Here is a 20,506-nt window from a genome sequence, read left to right as displayed (position 1 = left end):
AACCTGAGCGGGATTGCTGGCTTTGTTCAAAGAAGTCAGCTAGGGTTCAGGCATGCCTCTTCGCTCTGACTGGTCCCAACGCAGCTGCAGCATGGCCCGCGGCCTGGACATCCTGGGTGACCCCTGGTCCATCCTGGTCCTGCGCGAAGTCTTCTTCGGCAATGGGCGCTTCGATGCCATGAAGGCCCGGCTTGAAGTGGCGGACTCCGTGCTCACCAAGCGCCTGGCCGGCCTGGTGGAGTCCGGGCTGCTGGCGAAGAGGGCATACGACGACGGCGGCCGCACCCGCCAGGAGTACGTCCTCACCCAGAAGGGTGAAGACGCGCTGCCGGTCCTGAATGCGGTCACGATCTGGGCGGAAAAGCACCTGCCCGCGCCCTCGGACCAGGCGCACCTGTACGTGATCCACGCCGGCTGCGGGAAGCCCACCGCCTCGGCGGACACCTGCACCGAGTGCGGCGAACGGCTCACGGCTGCCAACACCAGCTGGCACAGCCGGTCCCGGTCCGACCAGCCCATCCGGCTGTCCACCGCCTTTGGAAAGGAAGCAGCCCAGTGAGCACCCTGCCGGACGAAGCAGCCAGGATTCCTGCGGCTGAAAACTTCCAGCCGCGCCGACCACGCCGCCGCCTGCACCCGGCATGGACCGTGGCCGCCGTGGCGTTCCTCGCCCTGGTGGGGGCAGCCGGCTTCCGGGCCGCCCCGGGCGTCCTCATGGTGCCCCTGCAGCAGGAGTTCGGCTGGTCCACCACGGTCCTCTCGGCGGCGGTCAGCATCAACCTCGTCCTGTTCGGGCTGACGGCGCCGTTTGCCGCGGCGCTGATGGAACGCTTCGGCATCCGCGCCGTGACAGCCACGGCCCTGGTCCTGATCGGCATGGGCAGCGCGCTGACCGTGCTGGTAAACCAGTCCTGGCAGATCCTGCTCACGTGGGGGCTGCTGATCGGGCTGGGCACAGGTTCCATGGCGCTGGTCTTCGCCGCCACTATCGCGAACACCTGGTTCAGCAGGAGCCGCGGACTGGTGATCGGCATCCTCACGGCCGGGAGCGCCGCGGGCCAACTGGTGTTCCTGCCGTTCATTGCCATCCTGGCGCAGGACCCCGGCTGGCGGCAGGCCTCCCTGCTGATCGCCGCAGGCGCGCTCGCCGTTGTCCCGCTGGTGCTGAAGTTCCTCAAGAACTCGCCTGCCGACGTCGGCGTCCTGCCGTACGGCGCCGCGCCCGCCGGGGGTAGGGCTGAAGAACAGCCGGCCGCGGAAGCAGGTGACCGCCCCAATGCGGCCGTCCGTGCCCTGCAGGTGCTCCGCCGGGCCAGCAAGGTCCGCACGTTCTGGGCGCTCGCAGCCGGTTTCGCCATTTGCGGCGCCACCACCAACGGCTTGATCGGCACCCACTTCATCCCCTCCGCCCACGACCACGGCATGCCCGAAACCACCGCCGCGGGCCTTCTCGCCGTCGTCGGAATCTTCGACATCGTGGGGACCATCGCCTCCGGCTGGCTCACCGACCGCTTCAACCCCCGCGTCCTGCTCGCCGTCTACTACCAGTTCCGCGGCATCGGCCTGCTGGTGCTTCCCCTGCTGCTGAACGCAGAGGTCCAGCCCAGCATGATCGTGTTCGTGGTGATCTACGGACTCGACTGGGTGGCCACCGTCCCGCCGACGGCGGCGATCTGCCGGGAAACCTTCGGAGCGGACGGCAGCGTTGTCTTCGGCTGGGTCTTCGCCGCCCACCAGCTGGGCGCCGCAGCTGCCGCCATCATCGCCGGCGCGCTGCGCGATGCCACCGGCCACTACAACTACGCCTGGTTTGGCGCCGCGGCCATGTGCACCATCGCCGCGGTGATCAGTGCCAGCATCCGCAGGAACCGGAGTTCGCGGGAAGCGGAGCCGGCAGCGGCCTGAGGCGGCCCGCAGCTAGGCTTGGCGGATGGAACCCGTGGAAACCATCCCTGCCCGCCCCGTTGCCCTGGTCACCGGTGCGGGACGGCTGGGGAACATCGGCGCCGGCATCGCCCGGCAGCTGGCCGCGGACGGCTGGGACCTGGTCATCTCCTACTGGGCCGGCTACGACACACGCATGCCGTGGGGGAGCGAACCCGATGACGTCCTCCGCCTGACGGCCGAGCTCGAAGCCATCGGTGCCAAGGTCCATGCGCTGCCCGCTGACCTACAGGAGGCCGCCGTGCCGGACCAGCTCGTCGCCGACGCCGTGCAGCTGACCGGGCCGTTGCAGGGCCTGGTGCTCAGCCACGCGGAGTCTGTCGACTCGGGCGTCCTGGACACCAGCCTGGAATCCTTTGAGCGGCACTTCGCCGTGAACACCCGCGCCAGCTGGCAACTGATTGCCGCCTTCGCCCGGCAGGCAACGGACGACGGCGGCGCGGTCGTCGCGCTGACCAGCGACCACACAGCGTTCAACCTTCCATATGGCGCCTCCAAGGGCGCCTTGGACCGGATCGTAATTGCGGCCGCCCGCGAGCTGGGCCCGCAGGGTATTTCGGCGAACGTCCTGAACCCGGGTCCGGTGGACACCGGCTGGATGGATAACGGGGTCCGCTCGGCCCTGACGGCGCAGCAGCCAACCGGCCGGCTGGGCACCCCGGCGGACGTCGCCGGGACCGTGGCGTTCCTGCTCTCCCCGGCCGGCCGCTGGGTGTCCGGGCAGCTGATCAAGGCGGACGGCGGCTTCTCCGCCTGACGGGTCAGTGGAAGGCGTTGAGGCCCGTGATGTGCCGGCCGAGGATCAGGGTGTGCACCTCGTCGGTGCCCTCATAGGTCCGCACCGACTCAAGGTTGGCAGCATGCCGCAGGGGTGAATAGTCCAAGGTGATGCCGTTGCCGCCCAGGATGGACCGGGCTTCCCTCGCCACGCCAATCGCCTCGCGGACGTTGTTCAGCTTTGCCAGGGAAATTTGCTCCGGCCGGAGCGTTCCCGCATCCTTGAGCCGGCCCAGGTGCAGCGCGAGCAGGGTGCCCTTCTGGATTTCCAGGAGCATGTTCACCAGCTTGTCCTGGGTGAGCTGGTAACCGGCCAGCGGCTTGCCGAACTGCAGCCTGTCCAACGAGTACGCCAGCGCCGCCTCATAGGAATCCCGGGCGGCGCCCATGGCACCCCAGGCGATCCCGTACCGGGCCTCATTCAGGCAGGTGAACGGCCCGCGCAGGCCCCGCGCTGCCGGGAGCAGGGCCTCGGGACCCAGCCGGACGTCGTCGAACACCACATCGCACTGGATCGACGCGCGCATGGACAGTTTGTTTGTGATGGGCGTGGCCGTGACACCGGGCGTTCCGGCGGGCACCAGGAAGCCGTGCACGCCGTCGTCCGTCATGGCCCACACCACCATGACCCCGGCCACCGAAGCCAGTCCGATCCAGCGCTTGGCGCCGTTAAGCACCCAGCCGGCGTCGTCCCCGGCGCCGTCCCGGACCGCGAAGGTGGCCATGGAGGCCGGGTCCGATCCCGCGGTCGGCTCGGTCAGGGCGAAGCAGCCGATGACTTCGCCCGCGGCCATCCGCGGCAGCCACTCCTCCTTCTGCTCTTCGGAGCCCCAGGTGTGGATGGCGGTCATGGCCAGCGAGCCCTGAACGGAGACAAAGGTGCGGATGCCGGAGTCGCCGGCCTCCAGCTCCATCGCGGCCAGGCCGTACTCGACGGCGGAGCGGCCCGGGCAGCCATAGCCTTCCAGGTGCATCCCCAGGACCCCGAGTTCACCCAGTTCCTGAGCCAGTTCCAAGGGGAAGACGGCGTCCTCGTACCAGCGGGCAATGTCCGGTTTGATCCGCTGCCGGGTGAAGTCGCGGACCTTTTGCCGGAGGTCCAGTTCCTCAGCGGACAGCAGGGAATCGAGGTCCAGGACGTCGGACCGGCCGGCGGTGGTGGCTTCACCAGTCATTTCTTCGCCTGTCATTTCTTTACCAGGAAGTATCCGCGGGTGGAGGGCAGGAACCGGCACACGACGGCGAGCACCGCACCGAGCGCCAGCAGCACCACGCCGCTCACGAAGGCGCCGCCGATGCCGAAGATCTGTGTGTCGCCGTAGGCCGGGTCCCACATCTGCACGGCCGAGATGAAGAACGCAGCCGTCAGGAGCACCGCACCAAGCAGGGGGAGGATGCCGCGGAACCACAGGTTCCGGGCCGATGCACGCAGCGTTCCCCGGAAGTACCAGAAGCATGCATACCCGGTCAGGGCGTAGTAGAACGCGATGAACAGGCTGATGGCGCTGATGGAGTCCGCCAGCAGGTTCTCGCTCAGGAAACTCATGGCCACGTAGTAGGCCGCGGCCGCGCCGCCCATCACCTGGGTGGAAAACCCGGGGGTCTGGTTGCGGGGGTGCACCTCGGCGAACCTCGCGGGCAGCGCGCCGTGGACACCCATGGAAAGCGTCCCGCGGGCGGTGGGCAGGATGGTGGTTTGCGTCGAGGACAGGACCGACGCCAACACCGCGACGACGATCAGCCAGCCCCATGGGCCGAGCACCACGTCCTTCATGGCCAGGAAAACGTCGTCCTGGTTGGCCTCGTTGCCCAGGCCGATCCCCTCGGACCCGACGGTGGCGTACATCATCACCAGAAGCGCCACGGAAACATAGATCGCCACAAGCACGAACGCCGAGATGACGGCACCGCGCCCCGGAGTGGTTGTTGGGTCCTCGGTCTCCTCATTGACCGCCAGGCACGTGTCCCAGCCCCAGTAGATGAACAGGGCCAGCAGCACCCCGTGCACCACGGCTCCCGGGTCGGTGAACGCACCCACAGGGTTGAACCACTCCACATCGAAGGCCTGGCCCTCCGGCGGACCACCAACGATGCGGAAAACGATGGCCAGCGCGAAGATGCCCAGCGCAATGTACTGCACATACGTCAGCACCCGCTGGACGTGCTCGCCCAGCCGGATACCCCGGTAGTTCACCAGCGTCATCAGCACGATGAACAGGACGCCGGTGCCGGTGACCAGCAGCTTGTTGTCCGCCAGCGAACCGTCACCCACCAGGAGCCAAAGGTATTTCCCCGCCACCTGGGCCAGGTTGGCAAGCACCACGATCCCGGCCAGTGCCACGCCCCAGCCGCCCAACCAGCCCGCCCAGGGGCCAAAGGCTCGGCGCGACCAGGTGAAAGTGGTGCCGCAGTCCGGCATCGCGCTGTTCAACTCGCGGAACGCGTAGGCAATGAACAGGACGGGGATGAAGCCCAGCACCAGGACCAGGGGGGTGTAGTCGCCGTTGACGGCGACGATGAGGCCCAGCGTGGCGGCCAGCGAGTACACCGGCGCTGTGGAGGCCAGCCCCAGCATCACCGAATCGCCCAGGTCGAGGATTCCGGCGCGCAGTCCCTTTGCGGGCACCGGGGTTCCGGGCGTCCCTCCGGGGCCGCCCGTCGTCGTCATGTCCGTGCTCATGCTGCTCCCGGTGTCATATCGCGATACCTGCCTTGGTGGAGTTGGTCACCGGCGAAAGCGGCGCCGGTGCGTCAATGGTGTTGGGCACAAAGCGGCAGAAGTAGTCCGTGACCGGCCCGTCCGACTCGCGGATGCCGCAGCCCACGGATTCGCCGTCCACCACCCAGAGGCCCAGGACAGGATGGTTGCCGTCAAAGTCCGGCAGGGCGTGGTACTGCTGGTAGCACCAGCCCTCGCGGCCGTAGCCGCCGGGCTGCTCCAGGCTGATGCCGTCGGCGTGGATCCGGATGTTGTCCCCTTCGCGGCCGTGCAGGGGTTTGCCCACCCATTCCTTCAGCGGCCCCGGGTCGGAGAGGTACGCAGGCAGCAGGTTGGGGTGGTCCGGGTACAGGTGCCAGAGCGCGGCCAGCAGCGCCTTGTTGGAGAGCAGCATCTTCCAGGCCGGTTCCACCCAGCGCGGGTTGTGGGCGCGCTCCAGCAGCCGGTGGCCGAACGGCTCCTTCATCATCAGTTCCCAGGGATACAGCTTGAAGATGGTGCTGATCAGAAAATTGTCCAGGTCCACGAAGCGGTTCAGGTTGGGATCCCAGCCGATATCGGACATGTTGATGCCGATGGTGGTCCAGCCGGCCTGGCTGGCAACGTCCCGCATATAGGCGGCCGTCATCCAGTCCTCGCCGGATTCCTCCACTTCCGAATGGGCAACGTGCAGGGTGCTCATGCCTGTCCGGTACTGGAACTTCTTCCACTGCCGGATCAGTGCCTCGTGGATGCCGTTCCACTGGTCCTTCCCCGGGTGGATGTCCTGCAGCCAGAACCATTGGGCGACGGCGGCCTCTATGAGCCCGGTGGGGGTGTCGGCGTTGTATTCGAGCATCTTGGCCGGCCCGCCCCGGCCGTCGTAGATGAAGTCGAACCGGCCGTACACGTCCACGTCGCCGGCCTGCAGGGATGCCGCGGCCAGCTCCAGAGCCTGGGGGCCGATGCCGATGCTGCCCATCGCGCCGGTGGCCAGGAACCTGGCCGCCTCCAGGCACATCCGGTGCATTTCCTCCGCGGTCTCCTCGAGCGTTTCCACCTCGTCCATGGTGAACTCGTAGTAGGCCGATTCGTTCCAGTACTCGATCTTCCGGCCGTCGTCCATCGTGGTGGTGGAAAACACCAGGCCCTGTTCTTCGATCTTCTGCTTCCAGCCCGGGCGGGGCTCAGAGGACATCCGCTTCACCGTTAACCCCCTGAGACCTTGCCGCCGCCACCGCTCGACCCGCTCTTGGCGCTGGTGCCGAAGCCGCCCCGGCTCACCGGGCCGCCGGTGCTGCTGTACCCCGTGGACGCCTTGGCCCCGCCGGGGATGGTCCGGGTGTAATTGGGCGCGGTGGACCTGTTCTGCCCGATCGGCGGAACACTTGCTCCGCGGGAGTAGAAATACCAGGCATACAAGCCGCCGCTGCGTCCGGCCGAACTGTCGCAGTTGGTGTCCGCCACGCGCTCGCCGGTTTCGTCGTTGAAGCACACCTGCGCGTACTCGGGGTCGTCCTCGTTGCTGGCAACCACGGCCGTAATGGTTCCTGCCAGCAATGCCGTCACGCCGAGTCCGACCACCACGGTGCGCCGCTGGGACCGCTTCTTCCGGGCTGCCGCCTCGTTGAGCTGCTTCTCCCGCTCGCGCGCGAACGGATCCACGGGGGTAACCGGCCCGTTGAGGAGCTCCGGACGCAGCTCCGGCTTGGGGACCTGCCAGGGCGGTGGCTTCGCGGCGCTCCCGCCGCTGATGTTGTCCGCGTTGTCGGGCCCGCTTCCCGGATCCTTTTCCGGGCCTTTCCCGTCCGAGTCCACAGCGTCCCCCTCAGTTGTTAAACGGTCTGGGCGCAGCACTGCACCGCCAAATGCAAGTCTCGAATCAGCGTAGTCCCTGGCAGTGCGGCCCGCGAGCAGGAACCCGGCCCGGCAGCGGGGGAGAGGTGCCCATGGCAGGTGCCGGCCGGGGGTGCGGCGGAAACCCTAGACTGATGCCATGGAATCAGGTTCTGTGCTTGCCGTCTGCCGCGTCCACCAGCTCCTCGGTGACCAGGGCAGCGTGGGCGTCACGGCCATCGACAAACGTCCGGTCAAGGGTCCCGTCAAGGTCCACAAGCTGGGCCTTCGCGGGGACGTCCAGGCCAACCGGGTGCACCACGGAGGAGAAGACCAGGCGGTCTACGCCTATTCCCAGGACGACGCCGACTTCTGGGCCGGCGCCCTGGGGCGCAAGCTGCCGCCGGGGATCTTCGGGGAAAACCTCCGGGTCTCCGGAATCGAAGCCACCCACGCCGTGATCGGGGAGCGCTGGAAGGTGGGGGCCGACGTCGAACTGGAGGTCACGTCGCCCCGGGTTCCCTGCGCCACCTTCCAGCGGCGGATGAAGGAACCGCAGTGGGTGAAGCGCTTCACCGAGGAAGGCCGGGTGGGGGCGTACCTGCGGGTGATCCGCACCGGCAGCATCCAGGCCGGGGACCCGATCGAGCGGACGTTCGTCCCGCGCCACGGCATCACGATCGGCAGGTGGTTCAGTGAGCCGGACGCGGACGTGGTCGCCGCACTGCGCGGAGCGGAGGCCGACGGCGAGATCCGGCTCCAGGACGAATACCACACCAAGTTCGGGGTACTGCTGCGCCGGCTGGGGCTGTAGCAGCCCCGCCCTGGGCGGCCCATGTGCGCAAGCTCACCGCCGCCGTCGTCCGCCCGATTGGCACCGGGGCGCCTGCGTGCCTTACACTTGAAACATCCCCCACTCCGGAAATCCCTTATTCCTGCCCAATTTTTGAGGCAGGACTGGCAAGTGTTGGGGCCCGCGCAAGCGATGCGGGCATTTTCATAGGGAGAGCCGGCTAAAGAAAACGCTGTACAGACTGCTGGGATAGCAGCCAAGAGATGCAGCGCGAAGTCCTGCCATGGGATTGCGAAAGCGCCGGACTTCTGTGACCGGCCGGTCAACGTTTGCCCGGCACCATCGGCACGTGTACTGCGGCTCCGCTCACCTCGGGTAGTGCCGCCTGGCCCCCTATGGATGAGGAACATCTCCCTATGCCCGAAAACCTGAACGAAACCACCACCGAAGCAGCCGCAGCCGTCGAGTTCACCGAGCCCGCTGCCCCCGCAGCAGAGGCCGCAGCAGTAACGGCTGAAGCTCCCGAAGTTGCCCCGGCCGCTCCCGCAGCCAACGCCGAAGAAACCCCCTCACCCAAGGTTGACGGGGATGAAGAAGACGGCGTGCGCTTCGCCGATCTCGGCATCGACGGCCGTGTCCTGGCTGCCCTGCAGGATGTCGGCTACGAAAAGCCGTCCCCCATCCAGGCAGCCACCATCCCGCTGCTGTTGGAAGGCCGCGACGTGGTGGGCCTGGCCCAGACCGGTACCGGCAAGACTGCAGCATTCGCAGTGCCGGCACTGTCCCGTCTGGCCGAACTCCACGACCTCAACGGCCCGTCCCGCAAGACCCAGGCCCTGGTGCTGGCCCCCACCCGTGAGCTCGCGCTCCAGGTGGCTGAGGCGTTCACCTCCTACGCCAAGCACATCGATGACTTCACCGTGCTGCCCGTCTACGGCGGCTCCGCCTACGGCCCCCAGCTCGCCGGCCTGCGCCGCGGTGCACAAGTTGTTGTTGGTACCCCCGGCCGCGTAATCGACCACATCTCCAAGGGGTCCCTGGACCTGTCCGAGCTCCAGTACCTGGTGCTGGACGAGGCTGACGAGATGCTGCGCATGGGCTTCGCCGAAGACGTGGAGCAGATCTTCCAGCAGACCCCGTCGGACCGCCAGGTTGCGCTGTTCTCGGCCACGATGCCGAGCCAGATCCGCCGCATGTCCAAGCAGTACCTGAACAACCCGGCCGAGATCTCCGTCAAGTCCAAGACCACCACCGGCGCCAACACCCGCCAGCGGTACCTGCAGGTCATGGGCCCGCACAAGCTGGATGCCATGACCCGCATCCTCGAGGTGGAGGAGTTCGACGGCGTCATCGCCTTCGTGCGCACCAAGATGGCCACCGAGGACCTGGCTGACAAGCTGAAGTCCCGCGGTTTCCAGGCTGCCGCCATCAACGGCGACATCCCGCAGCAGCAGCGTGAGCGCACTGTGGACGCGCTGAAGGAAGGCCGGATCGACATCCTGGTGGCCACCGACGTCGCCGCCCGTGGCCTGGACGTGGAGCGCATCAGCCACGTGGTCAACTACGACATCCCGCACGACACCGAGTCGTACGTGCACCGGATCGGCCGCACGGGCCGCGCGGGCCGCAGCGGTGAGGCGATCCTGTTCATGACGCCGCGGGAGAAGTACCTGCTGCGCGCCATCGAAAAGGCCACCCGCCAGCCGGTGGAGCAGATGCACCTGCCCACCGCCGAGACTGTGAACTCGCTGCGCCTGGGCAAGTTCGCCGAGCGCATCACCGAGACCCTCGAATCCGAGGACGTCTCAATGTTCCGCGACCTGATCGCTTCCTACGAGGAAGAGCACAAGGTGCCGGCAGCAGAAATCGCTGCGGCGCTGGCCGTCATGGCCCAGGGCGGGCAGCCGCTGCTGGTCAAGGAACTGCCCGCTGCTCCCGAGTTCCAGAAGCGCGAACGCTCCAAGGACGGCTTCGGCTCCCGTGGGCCGACCCGTGCGCTGACCGAGGGTAACGCCACCTACCGCATCGCGGTGGGCCGCCGCCAGCGCGTCATGCCCGGCTCCATCGTTGGTGCCATTGCCAACGAGGGCGGCATCTCCTCCGCCCAGATCGGCGGCATTGACATCCGCTCGGACCACTCCCTGGTGGAACTGCCGGCGGACCTGAGCGCCGAGCAGCTGCGTGCCCTGTCCCGCACCCGGATCGGCGGCGAGCTGATCCACCTCGAACTGGACAACGGCCGCAAGCCCTCCGGTGACCGGGGCGCCTACCAGGGCAACCGCGGCGGCGACCGTGGCGGCAACTTCAAGGGCAACGGCGGGTTCAAGAAGGAATTCCGCAAGAACGACGGCGAGCGGTCCTCCGCTGACCGCGGCGGCCGTTCGTACAGCGAGCGTTCCTTCAGCGACCGTGGCCAGGCGGGCGACTCCCGCTTCGGCGGGCACGGCGATGGCTCCCGCAAGCCCCGCAGCGGCGGCGACAGCGGACACCGCGACTTCAACCGCAAGGGCAAGTGGTAAACCTTCGCGACCGTTGAATAACTGACGACGGCGATGGGCCGGCTTTCGAGCCGGCCCATCGGCATTTAACCGGAAGCCCAATGTGTGCCTGGACACATTCCAGCCCCGGCATATAGGGAACGTGCCTTAGAAAGGCGCTTACCGGCGTCCGCCGCTCCGCTGTCCATGCCCGTTCAGCCCCGGAATTCCGCGGAAAATGCCGCGTGCGCGGCGCCGGCGGCGGGTGCAATTCCCAGCCCGGGGAGGGGCTGGACGCCGATTTGTTGGTGCGGAAATCTTCCGGTAGAGTATTTACTCGTTGCCCCCCTAGCTCAGTGGTAGAGCGCGTTCTTGGTAAGAACGAGGTCACCGGATCGATTCCGGTGGGGGGCTCTGAATGAGGGCCTGCGTCAAGGCGGTTTGACCGGCTTGACGCAGGTTTTTCTCATTCGTGGCGGTGTAGCTCAGTTGGTTAGAGCGCACGACTCATAATCGTGAGGTCGGGAGATCGAGCCTCCCCACCGCTACAGGCTAAGCCCCCGGGATCGTACTGATCCCGGGGGCTTTCCTGTTTTCCCGATTCACAGTAGCTTGGCACCAACCGGCGGATGGGGGGGGTCGTGGACTTTCTAACAGCGGTGATGGAGCCTTTCCGGTGGCTCGTGTCCGCCATCATGGTCGCCTTCCACGATTTCCTCGCCGGTGCGGGCATGCCGGCTGGCAGTGGCTGGACCTGGACGCTGTCCATCATCGGGCTGGTGCTGGTGATCCGTGCCGCCCTGATCCCGGTCTTCCTGGCTCAGGTGCGCGCCCAGCGCCGGATGCAGCGCCTGCAGCCGGACCTGAAGGAGCTGCAGGACAGGTATCGGGGCAGGACCGACCAGGCGTCCCGGCAGGCCATGGCCCAGGAACAGATGGCCCTGTACCGGAAGCATGGCACCAATCCGTTCTCCGCCTGCGTGCCGCTGCTGATCCAGGCCCCGTTCTTCCTGGCCCTGTTCCAGGTGCTGTCCGGGATCTCCGGCGCTGCACGCCAGGGCGCAGGCATCGGGATCATGCGCCCGGACCAGGTGGAGCAGTTCGATTCGTCCAGCATTTTCGGGGCGCCGCTGTCTGCCTCCCTGCTGCACGGAAGCGGTGACGTGACCGCTGTGGCCGTGCTCGCCGTCGCCATGATCCTGGTGATGACCGCCTGCCAGTTCATGACGCAGAGGCTGGTGGCCGCCCGGACCATGGCCGGCCAGGACAGCGACAGCCCCCTGGTGCGCCAGCAGAAGGTTCTCCTCTACGTTCTGCCGCTGGTCTTCGGTGCCGGCGGGATCTTCTTTCCCATCGGCGTCCTGGTGTACTGGACGGTCTCCAACCTCTGGACCCTAGGGCAGCAGTTCCTGGCTGCCGAAAGGCCTGTACGGGCATGATGCCGGGCGGCAGAATGGGCGCATGGCGCAGCTGATCTACTCCGCAATCATGTCCCTCGACGGCTACACGGCCGACCGGGACGGGAAGTTCGAGTGGTCTGCGCCGGACGAGGAGGTCCATGCCTTCATCAACGACCTGGAGCGGGATACCGGGACCTACCTGTTCGGGCGCAGGATGTATGAGGTGATGTCCGTGTGGGAAACCATGGGGACGCCGGAGGACCCTCAGGTCATCAAGGACTACGCCCGCCTGTGGGACGCCGCGGACAAGGTGGTGTACTCCACATCGCTGGGCACCGTCACCACCGCCCGGACCCGTCTGGAACGGCAGTTCCTCCCGGCGGCCGTGCGGAAGATGAAGGATTCCGCTGACAGGGACATCAGCATCGGCGGCCCAACCCTGGCCGCCCACGCGCTGAAGGCGGGGCTGGTGGACGAATGCCAGCTGTTCATCACACCGGTTACCGTCGGCGGAGGCCTGCGCTTCCTTCCCGACGGGCTGGAGGCGCGGATGGACCTGCTGGCGGAGCGCCGCTTCGGGAACGGCGTGGTGTACCTGCGTTACAGATGTTCGACCCAGCAGGCAGAATGAAGTCATGACACGCATCGCCATCATCGGCGGCCACGGCAAAGTGGCCCTCCTCCTGTCCGAGCTCCTCACCGGCGAAGGCCACTCGGTCACCTCGTTCATCCGGAACCCCGACCACTCCGGTGACGTCGCTGCCACCGGTGCTGTCCCCGAGGTCCTGGACCTGGAAAATTCGACGACGGCGGACATCGCCGAAGCGCTCAAGGGCCACGACGCCGTGGTCTGGTCAGCCGGCGCCGGCGGCGGCAATCCCGAGCGCACGTATGCAGTGGACCGTGATGCCGCCATCCGTTCCATGGACGCCGCGGAGCAGGCCGGGGTGGACCGCTACGTCATGGTGTCCTACTTCGGCGCCGGCAAGGACCACGGGGTTCCGGAAAGCAACAGCTTCTTTGCCTATGCCGAAGCGAAGGCGGCCGCTGACGAGCACCTGCGGAACTCAGGCCTGGCGTGGACCATCCTTGGCCCCAGCGCGCTGACCGACGGCCCGGGAACCGGGCGGATCCATGTGGACCCCTCGCCCGAAGAGGAAGCCGACACGTCGCGGGTCAATGCAGCGATCGTGGCCGCGGCCGTGCTGGACCTGCCGCACACCGCGGGGCGGACCATCCAGTTCTGCGACGGCAGGCTTCCGGTGGCGGCGGCACTGGACCCCCGCCCATAGCGGCGGGGGTGGAAGATGCCGGTGGATCAACCCGCCCTTGGGTACTCCGGGAGCTGACCTGCGCACCGTGGCCATGGCGGAGTGATCGGTCCTATGCCGAAATGACCGGCGCAGGCAGTTCCAGGTCCAGGGAGTTCTTCTCCACGTAGTCCAGCGCGCAGCGCACCGCGCCCACCGTGACGATCGAGTCGCCCAGCGGGGACACTGCCACCCGTGCCGGGGTAGCGGTGAAATCCTCCAGACGCTCGGTGATCGAGGCGAGGAGGACATCCGCCGATTGGGCCACGCCGCCGCCAATCACCACCAGCTCCGGATTCAGCAAGGTGGCGACGGTCCCCACCACCCGTGCCATCCTGTCCGCAAGCCTGTCCAGGATGCCCGTCGCCACGGCGTCCCCGCTGGCCGCGGCGGCGAAGACCTGCTCTGCCTCCACGCGCCCGTGCCGGCCGTCCCGGAGGGCGGTGGGGACAGGCGTGGCAAGGGCTTCAGCGGCCCACTTCCTGGCCAAGTAGGCGATGCCGTAGGTGTCTCCTACGCCTTCCACCAGGTCCAGGTAGGCAAGCTCGCCCGCGCTGCCCTGGGTGCCGTGGACCAGCCGGCCGCCCTCCACGATGCCGGAACCCAGGCGTTCGCTGGCCAGGATGACCACGACGTCGTCAATCCCCGCGGCTGCACCCTGCCACCGCTCACCCAGTGCGGCGAGGTTGGCGTCGTTTTCCAGCAGCACGGTCCAGCCCCGGGTTTCCTTCAGCGCCGGGCGAAGCCCCAGGTCGAAGAGCCCCCAGAATTTCTGCGTCGCCACCACCTCCCCGTGCCGGTCCACCGGCGCGGCCACTCCGGCGCAGACGGCCAATACCTGCGCGGGCTCAGCTCCGGCCGCCTGCAGCGCCGCCATGGCCACCTCATCGATGAAGGCGATGCGTTCGCGGGAGCCCACCTCCCCGGCCTGGAAGGGCAAGCTGGAGCGCCCCAGGGCGGTACCCCGGAGGTCCGAGGCAACCGCGGTGACCTTGGCATAGCCAATATCAATGCCGAGGACCACGCCTGCGCGTTCGTTGAGTTCGAACCGGCGGGCCGGCCGGCCCTTCTGGTACCCGCCGAACTCGCGCTGGTTCTCCCGCTCCAGGATCCAGCCGCGCCCAACGAGGTCCTCGCAGACGGCGATGGTAGTGGCGCGCGTCAGGCCGGTGGCTGCCATGACGTCCGTGACGGTCACCGCCCCCGACGCGCGCATGAACTCCAGCACTGCGCCGGCACTGACCCGCCGGAGCAGCTGGGGGGTCGCCGGAACCAGTTCTGCCATGGTGTTGACCTTCCTGTACAAAGCACCAGATAATACTTGGAGAAGTAAATTTAGAATCAATATAAATATAGCCGCACTCAAGTAATAACCGCACTGAAGAAAAGGGTCAGTCCTTGTCCACCACTGCCACGCTGGCAACCCTGTCCGACTCCGACCGCCTGGCCGACCCCAACTGGTGGCGCCAGGCCTCCGTCTACCAGATCTATCCCCGCAGCTTCGCGGACTCCAACGGCGACGGCATCGGCGACCTGAAGGGCATCACCGCCAAGGTCCCCTACCTGAAGTCGCTGGGGATCGACGCCGTCTGGCTGAGCCCGTTCTATCCCTCCGCGCTGGCGGACGGCGGCTACGACGTGGACGACTACCGCAATGTCGACCCCAAGCTGGGCACGCTTGCCGACTTCGACGAGATGGCGCAGGCCCTGCACCAGGCCGGCATCAAGCTGATTGCCGACATCGTGCCCAACCACTCGTCCAACCGGCACAAGTGGTTCCAGGAGGCGCTGGCATCGCCCAAGGGATCCCCGGCCCGGGACCGGTACATCTTCCGGGACGGCAAGGGCCCCAACGGCGAGTTCCCGCCGTCGGACTGGGACTCGGTGTTCGGCGGACCCGCCTGGGAACGCATCACCGAACCGGACGGAACCCCCGGCCAGTGGTACATGCACATCTTCGCCAAGGAGCAGCCCGACCTGAACTGGTCCAACCGCGAAATCCGCGACGACTTCCTCAAGACCCTGCGCTTCTGGTCCGACCGGGGCGTGGACGGCTTCCGCGTTGACGTGGCGCACGCCCTCACCAAGGACCTCACCGAGCCGCTGCTGTCCAAGCTCGAGCTGAGCGCCGCGAACACCGGCGTGGACGGATTCGACGACGGAACGCACCCGTTCTGGGACCGTGACGAAGTCCATGAGATCTATGCCGAGTGGCGCGAAGTCTTCAACGAATACAACCCGCCCCGCACCGCCGTCGCCGAAGCCTGGGTGCACGCTACCCGGCGTGCCCGCTACGCCAGCCCGCAGGGGCTGGGCCAGGCGTTCAACTTCGACCTGCTGCAGGCCGACTTCGACGCCGCCGAGTACAAGGAGATCATCACCCGCAACCTCGCCGAGGCCACTGCCACCGGAGCTTCCTCCACCTGGGTGTTTTCCAACCACGACGTTGTCCGGCATGCCACCCGCTACGGCCTTCCGCAGGTCGCGAAGGAGAAGGCCGGCGCGAAGGGCCAGGACGGCAAGGACTGGCTGCTCGCCGGCGGCCCCAAGGACCAGCTGGACGTGGAACTCGGCGAACGCCGCGCCCGCGCTGGCACCCTGCTGATGCTGGCTGTCCCCGGCTCCGCCTACCTGTACCAGGGCGAGGAACTTGGCCTGCAGGAAGTGGCAGAGATCACGGAATCGGAACGGCAGGATCCGTCCTTCTTCCGCAACAAGGGCGTCGAAATCGGCCGCGACGGCTGCCGCGTGCCGCTGCCGTGGAAGGTGGAAGGCACCTCCTTCGGCTTCGGCGATGGCGGAGCGCACCTGCCGCAGCCGGACTGGTTCAGCAAGTATGCGGTGGAGGCCCAGGACGGAACCGAAGGCTCCACCCTTGAGCTCTACCGCAAGGCCCTGAAACTGCGCCGCGAACTGCAGACCGGCGAGGAACTCGAATGGGTTGAAACCGGCAAACCGGACGTCCTGCACTTCAAGCGCCCCAACGGCTGGCAGTCCGTGACCAACTTCGGGAACACCGCCGTCGACCTTCCCGCCGGCACGGTCCTGGTCACCAGCGCGCCGCTGGAAGACGGCAAGCTGCCAGCCAACACCACCGCATGGTTGCGCTGATGCCGGCTGTCCGGCCTGGCGGGGCGTCCTGATGCAGGAAGTCATCTACGGATGCATGGGCCTGGGCGGCAGCTGGTCTGATGAACCGCATGGTGCCGACCATGTGGAACAGGCAGCCGCTGCCGTCCAGGCAGCCCTGGACGCGGGCATCACGCTGTTCGACCACGCGGACATCTACCGCAGCGGCAAGTCCGAGGCGGTGTTCGGTGAGGTCCTGGCCGGAACGCCGGGTCTGCGGGAGCGGATCCGGCTGCAAACCAAGTGCGGCATCCGGCTTAACGAGCGCGGCCTGCAGACGCACTACGACCTTAGCCGGGACGCCATCCTGGAACGGGTCGAGGGCAGCCTGAAACGCCTCCGGACAGACTATGTGGACATCCTGCTGCTGCACCGTCCGGACCCCCTGGCGGACCCCGCCGAGGTGGCGTCCGCCGTCGGGCACCTCCTGGCAGAAGGGAAGATCAGGCAGGTGGGCGTCTCCAACATGTCCGCCGCGCAGATCGAAGTGCTCCAGGACCGGCTGGAGACCCCTGTGGTGGCCAACCAGCTGGAGATGAGCCTGCTCAAGCGGTCCTGGCTGGAAAGCCAGGTCCTGGTCAACCATCAGGAGCACCTGGACTACAGCTTTCCGCACGGCACCTTGGAGTACTGCACCCGCAACAACATCACCTTGCAGGCGTACGGCTCGCTGGCCAAGGGCGTCTACACCGGTGCCGGGCAGGAGAACCCCACCTCTGCGGAGGCAGCCACCGCGGAACTGGTGGCGGAGCTTGCGGGGGAGTACGGCACCTCGGGCGAGTCCGTCCTCCTGGGCTGGCTGATGAAGCATCCGGCCGGAATCGCGCCGGTGATCGGAACGGTCAACCCCGGACGGATCCGTGCCTGCGCTGATGCCGCCCGGGTGGCCACGCAGCTGACCCGCACCGACTGGTACAAGATCTGGATCAGCGCACGGGGCAGCAACATCCCCTGACGGAGGCCGGTCCCGGACGGCCCCGACGCAGATCGCGGCCGTCCGGGGCAGGGGTGACTGGAGGGAGAGCCTCAGGCGGCAAGGTGGAACGTTTCCGCGAACCGCGCCAGGAGGTCGCCCCGGCCTGCCAGCAGTTCCACCACGCCCGTGGTGATGGCCCGGCCCGGCGCCAGCTCGCCGGAGATGAGCCGGCGGATACCGGGTCCCGCAGAGAAGGCGAGGTCGGCCGGGCCCTCCCCCCGCTTTACGTCGAGGTTCGGCCCGTCCACGCGCACCAGCAGGCAATCAGGCCCGAAATGGGCGGCATAGGAAGTTGCCGGGAACCGTTCGGCCGCCTCCGGGCGGAAGGCGGTGCGCAGCGTCATGGTCATGGAATCGGGGGTGACAACCTGGTCCTCGCGTGGCTCGCCCATCGCCTTGAAACCCCAGGCGCCAAGCGCCAGGACCACCGGTTCAAGCTCGCGGCCGTACGGCGTCAATTCGTAGACGACCACCCGTGAATGCGGCACCCGGCGAAGGATGCCGGCGGACTGCAGTTCCTTGAGCCGTGCCGCCAGGATGTTGCTCGGGATCCGTGGGAGTCCGCCAGCGAGTTCTCCGTAGCGACGCGGTCCAACGAGGAGATCGCGCACGATGAGCATGGCCCAGCGTTCGCCCACGAGTTCGAGGGCCCGTGTGACGCCGCAGTACTGCCCGTAGTCCCGTGCCGCCATCAGCCTCAGGACTGCTGGTTGACGAAGGCCCCTGGGCCCTTTTCGGCTGCGGCCGGGTGCATGTAGCCGAACTCCAGGACGTTGCCGTCCGGGTCCGTGAGCTGGCGCTGGTACATGAAGCCAAGGTCCGTGGCGGGGTGGTCCTCGGAGCCGCCCGCGGCAAGGCCGGATGCCATGGCGGCGTCCACCGCTTCCCGGTTGTCCAGGAAGATGGCCGTTGCCGCGGAGACAGCCTGTGCCGGGTCCCCGATGGGACGGTCGGTAAAGGTCTGGAAGAAGTCCCGCACCAGGATCATGAAGTAGCTGTGGCCGTCCTCAACGACGACGCAGGCAGCGTTATGGTCCGTGAAGTTCGGATTGATGCTGAAACCGAGGGCCGTGTAGAACGCCTTGGCGCGCTCCAGGTCGGTAACCGGCAGGTTGACGAAAATAGCAGTCATGGTGGTCTCTTTCCCAGGTTTGCATGGTGACGTAAGTAACACTTGCAAAAAACAAGTAGCAGGTCAAGGGTCCGGTTACTGGCAACGCTCGGATCGCTGATGCAGTCACAAGGCGTTTAGTTCGTATTGATCCTCACAAGCTGGCCGTTTTCTTCGCCGTGCCGCTTGCGGGCCGGATACTGTAGAAAGCATGACGTCTACCATCGCCGCCGAAACTGTTAGGCCGGAACGCAATATCCCCGCAGAGATCGCCCGTTCCTGGCTGCTGGTCAATGCCATGAAGCCGGAATTGTTTGACCAGTCGGCCGTCTCGCGCGCCGACTCGATCATCCTGGATATTGAAGATGCCGTAGACCCGTCGCAGAAGGACCAGGCCCGCGGCAACGTGATCGATTGGCTGACCGCCGGCGGCAAGGCCTGGGTCCGGATTAACGACGCCACCAGTCCTTTCTGGGCTGACGACCTCGCGGGCCTCCGCGGCACTCCGGGCCTGCTGGGCGTCATGCTCGCCAAGACCGAATCGGCGGACCAGGTCACGGAAAGCTTCCACCGGATGGACGGCAAGACCCCCGTCATCCCCCTGGTGGAATCCGCCATCGGCATCGAGGAAGCCAACCACATCGCCAAGGCCCAGGGCGCGTTCCGCCTGGCCTTTGGTTCCGGCGACTTCCGCCGCGACACGGGCATGGCCGCCACCCCGGAGGCCATGGCCTACCCCCGCGCCAAGCTGGTCGTCGCCAGCCGCGTGGGCAACCTGCCAGGCCCCATCGACGGCCCCACCGTGGGCACCAACCACCCCATCCTGCGCGAGCAGACCGGCATCACCGTGATGATGGGCATGACCGGCAAACTCTGCCTGGCCATTGACCAGACTCCGGTGATCAACGAGGTCATCAGCCCCACCCCGTCCGACGTCGCCTGGGCCACGGACTTCATGAACGATTTCGAAGCCAACGGCCGCGTCATCCGTGACGGCTCCGACCTGCCCCGCCTGGGCCGCGCCGAGAAGATCATGAAGCTCGCGGTGGCCTTTGGGGTGCAGCCCGCACTGTAGTGCCCCAGCCAACCGTCCAGGAGACCCCGTTGACCGATACCCGCTATCTGGTCCACGGGGTCTCGTGGCATGCAACGGACGACGACGGCGGCCCGGTTTTGCGGCTCCAGTCCCCTGAAGGGGATTTCTGCAAGGCCAGCCTCAGCCCAGGCGAACGTTTTGGCTTCCAGGTGGTGGCTTCCGGCCGGTTCTGCCTTGGCCACGTCCAAGTCCAATCTGCCGGCTCGCGCAGGCACGTGCCCTGCACCTCCAGTGCTCCCGCTACCCGGGGCAAGCAGTGCGAGCGGTGCTTCGTGCTGGATGAGCCCCGGCTGATGCACGATTTCCACCGCGGCGGCAGGGTTACTCCGGGCCTGCGGGACTACCTGATGCAGGAACATTGGCTTTACGTGGCCACCTTCGCCGGCGGTGCCACCAAGGTGGGGACGGCGTCCCGTACCAGCAAGTGGACCCGGCTCGCCGAACAGGGGGCGGCGGTGGCGAGGTACGTTGCCAAGGCGCAGGACGGCCGCGTGGTGCGGATCCTGGAGGACCTGGTAACAGCCGACCTCGGCCTGACCCAGCAGGTGCGCCCGGCCGCCAAAGCGGAGGCGCTGCTGCTGCCCCTCCCCGCCAAGGCGATGGACGCCGTTAACGCCCGCGCCGCCGGTGACGTTCGGGCGCTGCTGGCCCGCGCCGCCGTCGACGGTTTTGAAACTGTGGAGGAAGAGTGGGCCAGGCCGGCGCCCGCTGACCGCCTCTACGGCGGCAGCCCACGTCACGCCTACCCGCACGCCCTGGACCAGGGCCGGCATGGCTTTGAGATCGCGGCCCTGAGCGGGGCGAACGCGCTGGCCCGGCTGGACGGCACGGACGCCGAGTTCGTGGTGAACCTGTCGCAACTGGCCGCCCGAACCATCACGCTGGGCAGCTTCTCCTCGGAAGTACCGGCGGTGCAGGAGTCCCTGTTCTGATCACCGCACGGGTACGGCCGGCCGCGG

At 67.3% G+C, this 20,506-nt stretch carries 19 protein-coding genes and 2 tRNA genes; 14 read left to right on the top strand and 7 right to left on the bottom strand.

Going from position 1 to position 20,506, the window contains the following annotated elements; translation table 11 throughout:
- The first annotated feature begins 52 nt into the window (after positions 1-52).
- From ACTJK0_RS00965 to ACTJK0_RS00955, 3 genes are read left to right on the top strand one after another with little or no spacing between them, the layout of a single operon-like run.
- Complete coding sequence (locus tag ACTJK0_RS00965; protein ID WP_440743925.1) at positions 53-559, top strand: winged helix-turn-helix transcriptional regulator; 507 nt, start codon at positions 53-55, stop codon at positions 557-559.
- Positions 556-1,905, top strand: a complete 1,350-nt coding sequence (locus ACTJK0_RS00960) for an MFS transporter (protein ID WP_440743924.1) — start codon at positions 556-558, stop codon at positions 1,903-1,905. The genes ACTJK0_RS00965 and ACTJK0_RS00960 overlap by 4 nt, the downstream gene beginning before the upstream one ends.
- A gap of 25 nt (positions 1,906-1,930) precedes the next feature.
- Positions 1,931-2,701, top strand: coding sequence for an SDR family oxidoreductase (locus tag ACTJK0_RS00955; protein ID WP_440743923.1), 771 nt, complete (start codon positions 1,931-1,933; stop codon positions 2,699-2,701).
- 4 nt (positions 2,702-2,705) lie between these two features.
- Here the strand turns inward: ACTJK0_RS00955 and ACTJK0_RS00950 are convergent, their stop codons facing one another.
- From ACTJK0_RS00950 to ACTJK0_RS00935, 4 genes are read right to left on the bottom strand one after another with little or no spacing between them, the layout of a single operon-like run.
- The gene (locus ACTJK0_RS00950; protein WP_110541386.1) at positions 2,706-3,896 is read right to left on the bottom strand and encodes an acyl-CoA dehydrogenase family protein; all 1,191 of its coding nucleotides are present in this window, start codon (positions 3,894-3,896) and stop codon (positions 2,706-2,708) included.
- Positions 3,897-3,907: 11 nt separating this feature from the next.
- A complete protein-coding gene (locus ACTJK0_RS00945) occupies positions 3,908-5,401 on the bottom strand; it encodes an APC family permease (protein WP_440743922.1) in 1,494 nt (497 codons plus the stop codon).
- A 13-nt stretch (positions 5,402-5,414) separates the two neighbouring features.
- On the bottom strand, positions 5,415-6,617 hold the full coding sequence (locus ACTJK0_RS00940) for a glutathionylspermidine synthase family protein (RefSeq protein ID WP_440743921.1): 1,203 nt from the start codon (positions 6,615-6,617) through the stop codon (positions 5,415-5,417).
- A gap of 11 nt (positions 6,618-6,628) precedes the next feature.
- The gene (locus ACTJK0_RS00935) at positions 6,629-7,237 is read right to left on the bottom strand and encodes a Tat pathway signal protein (protein WP_440743920.1); all 609 of its coding nucleotides are present in this window, start codon (positions 7,235-7,237) and stop codon (positions 6,629-6,631) included.
- Between the two features lie 178 nt (positions 7,238-7,415).
- Here ACTJK0_RS00935 and ACTJK0_RS00930 point away from each other — a divergent pair, with 178 nt between their 5' ends.
- The 7 genes from ACTJK0_RS00930 (at position 7,416) to ACTJK0_RS00900 (ending at position 13,217) form a co-directional block, all read left to right on the top strand.
- A complete protein-coding gene (locus tag ACTJK0_RS00930; RefSeq protein ID WP_440743919.1) occupies positions 7,416-8,069 on the top strand; it encodes an MOSC domain-containing protein in 654 nt (217 codons plus the stop codon).
- A 395-nt stretch (positions 8,070-8,464) separates the two neighbouring features.
- Positions 8,465-10,567 carry a DEAD/DEAH box helicase gene (locus ACTJK0_RS00925; RefSeq protein WP_440743918.1) on the top strand — a complete coding sequence of 701 codons (2,103 nt, stop codon included), beginning with the start codon at positions 8,465-8,467 and terminating at the stop codon, positions 10,565-10,567.
- 300 nt (positions 10,568-10,867) lie between these two features.
- Positions 10,868-10,939: transfer RNA gene (locus ACTJK0_RS00920), tRNA-Thr, on the top strand.
- Positions 10,940-10,999: 60 nt separating this feature from the next.
- Positions 11,000-11,073 (top strand) — tRNA-Met (locus ACTJK0_RS00915).
- 93 nt (positions 11,074-11,166) lie between these two features.
- Positions 11,167-11,964 carry a membrane protein insertase YidC gene (gene yidC, locus ACTJK0_RS00910; RefSeq protein WP_440743917.1) on the top strand — a complete coding sequence of 266 codons (798 nt, stop codon included), beginning with the start codon at positions 11,167-11,169 and terminating at the stop codon, positions 11,962-11,964.
- Between the two features lie 22 nt (positions 11,965-11,986).
- Positions 11,987-12,556, top strand: a complete 570-nt coding sequence (locus tag ACTJK0_RS00905) for a dihydrofolate reductase family protein (RefSeq protein ID WP_110541379.1) — start codon at positions 11,987-11,989, stop codon at positions 12,554-12,556.
- 4 nt (positions 12,557-12,560) lie between these two features.
- A complete protein-coding gene (locus ACTJK0_RS00900) occupies positions 12,561-13,217 on the top strand; it encodes an SDR family oxidoreductase (RefSeq protein WP_440743916.1) in 657 nt (218 codons plus the stop codon).
- Between the two features lie 91 nt (positions 13,218-13,308).
- Here ACTJK0_RS00900 and ACTJK0_RS00895 read toward each other — a convergent pair whose 3' ends face one another.
- Positions 13,309-14,520, bottom strand: coding sequence for an ROK family protein (locus ACTJK0_RS00895; RefSeq protein WP_440743915.1), 1,212 nt, complete (start codon positions 14,518-14,520; stop codon positions 13,309-13,311).
- A gap of 113 nt (positions 14,521-14,633) precedes the next feature.
- On the opposite strand from ACTJK0_RS00895, the gene ACTJK0_RS00890 reads away from it, so the two are divergent.
- Positions 14,634-16,346, top strand: coding sequence for a glycoside hydrolase family 13 protein (locus tag ACTJK0_RS00890; protein WP_440743914.1), 1,713 nt, complete (start codon positions 14,634-14,636; stop codon positions 16,344-16,346).
- 31 nt (positions 16,347-16,377) lie between these two features.
- A complete protein-coding gene (locus tag ACTJK0_RS00885) occupies positions 16,378-17,319 on the top strand; it encodes an aldo/keto reductase (protein WP_440743913.1) in 942 nt (313 codons plus the stop codon).
- A 71-nt stretch (positions 17,320-17,390) separates the two neighbouring features.
- Here the strand turns inward: ACTJK0_RS00885 and ACTJK0_RS00880 are convergent, their stop codons facing one another.
- Positions 17,391-18,032 carry a winged helix-turn-helix transcriptional regulator gene (locus ACTJK0_RS00880; protein ID WP_440743912.1) on the bottom strand — a complete coding sequence of 214 codons (642 nt, stop codon included), beginning with the start codon at positions 18,030-18,032 and terminating at the stop codon, positions 17,391-17,393.
- 5 nt (positions 18,033-18,037) lie between these two features.
- The gene (locus ACTJK0_RS00875; RefSeq protein ID WP_440743911.1) at positions 18,038-18,472 is read right to left on the bottom strand and encodes a VOC family protein; all 435 of its coding nucleotides are present in this window, start codon (positions 18,470-18,472) and stop codon (positions 18,038-18,040) included.
- 190 nt (positions 18,473-18,662) lie between these two features.
- Here ACTJK0_RS00875 and ACTJK0_RS00870 point away from each other — a divergent pair, with 190 nt between their 5' ends.
- Positions 18,663-19,526: an HpcH/HpaI aldolase/citrate lyase family protein gene (locus ACTJK0_RS00870; RefSeq protein WP_440743910.1), complete on the top strand. Its 864-nt coding sequence runs from the start codon at positions 18,663-18,665 to the stop codon at positions 19,524-19,526.
- Positions 19,527-19,555: 29 nt separating this feature from the next.
- Positions 19,556-20,479: a DUF2797 domain-containing protein gene (locus tag ACTJK0_RS00865; RefSeq protein ID WP_440743909.1), complete on the top strand. Its 924-nt coding sequence runs from the start codon at positions 19,556-19,558 to the stop codon at positions 20,477-20,479.
- Positions 20,480-20,506 lie beyond the last annotated feature (27 nt).

Source organism: Paenarthrobacter sp. 22069 (assembly GCF_052046035.1).
Taxonomy (GTDB): domain Bacteria; phylum Actinomycetota; class Actinomycetes; order Actinomycetales; family Micrococcaceae; genus Arthrobacter.
Note: the sequence above shows the minus strand (reverse complement) of the source record. Positions and strands in the feature narration are given on the sequence as shown.

Bases quoted from the DNA above. Each gene is read 5' to 3' on its own strand.
- ACTJK0_RS00965 (WP_440743925.1), top strand. From the start codon at position 53: ATGCCTCTTCGCTCTGACTGGTCCCAACGCAGCTGCAGCATGGCCCGC.
- ACTJK0_RS00950 (WP_110541386.1), bottom strand. From the start codon at position 3,896: ATGACTGGTGAAGCCACCACCGCCGGCCGGTCCGACGTCCTGGACCTC.
- ACTJK0_RS00940 (WP_440743921.1), bottom strand. From the start codon at position 6,617: ATGTCCTCTGAGCCCCGCCCGGGCTGGAAGCAGAAGATCGAAGAACAG.
- ACTJK0_RS00945 (WP_440743922.1), bottom strand. From the start codon at position 5,401: ATGAGCACGGACATGACGACGACGGGCGGCCCCGGAGGGACGCCCGGA.
- ACTJK0_RS00895 (WP_440743915.1), bottom strand. From the start codon at position 14,520: ATGGCAGAACTGGTTCCGGCGACCCCCCAGCTGCTCCGGCGGGTCAGT.
- ACTJK0_RS00900 (WP_440743916.1), top strand. From the start codon at position 12,561: ATGACACGCATCGCCATCATCGGCGGCCACGGCAAAGTGGCCCTCCTC.
- ACTJK0_RS00925 (WP_440743918.1), top strand. From the start codon at position 8,465: ATGCCCGAAAACCTGAACGAAACCACCACCGAAGCAGCCGCAGCCGTC.
- ACTJK0_RS00905 (WP_110541379.1), top strand. From the start codon at position 11,987: ATGGCGCAGCTGATCTACTCCGCAATCATGTCCCTCGACGGCTACACG.
- ACTJK0_RS00875 (WP_440743911.1), bottom strand. From the start codon at position 18,472: ATGACTGCTATTTTCGTCAACCTGCCGGTTACCGACCTGGAGCGCGCC.
- ACTJK0_RS00880 (WP_440743912.1), bottom strand. From the start codon at position 18,032: ATGGCGGCACGGGACTACGGGCAGTACTGCGGCGTCACACGGGCCCTC.
- ACTJK0_RS00930 (WP_440743919.1), top strand. From the start codon at position 7,416: ATGGAATCAGGTTCTGTGCTTGCCGTCTGCCGCGTCCACCAGCTCCTC.
- ACTJK0_RS00885 (WP_440743913.1), top strand. From the start codon at position 16,378: ATGCAGGAAGTCATCTACGGATGCATGGGCCTGGGCGGCAGCTGGTCT.
- ACTJK0_RS00870 (WP_440743910.1), top strand. From the start codon at position 18,663: ATGACGTCTACCATCGCCGCCGAAACTGTTAGGCCGGAACGCAATATC.
- ACTJK0_RS00955 (WP_440743923.1), top strand. From the start codon at position 1,931: ATGGAACCCGTGGAAACCATCCCTGCCCGCCCCGTTGCCCTGGTCACC.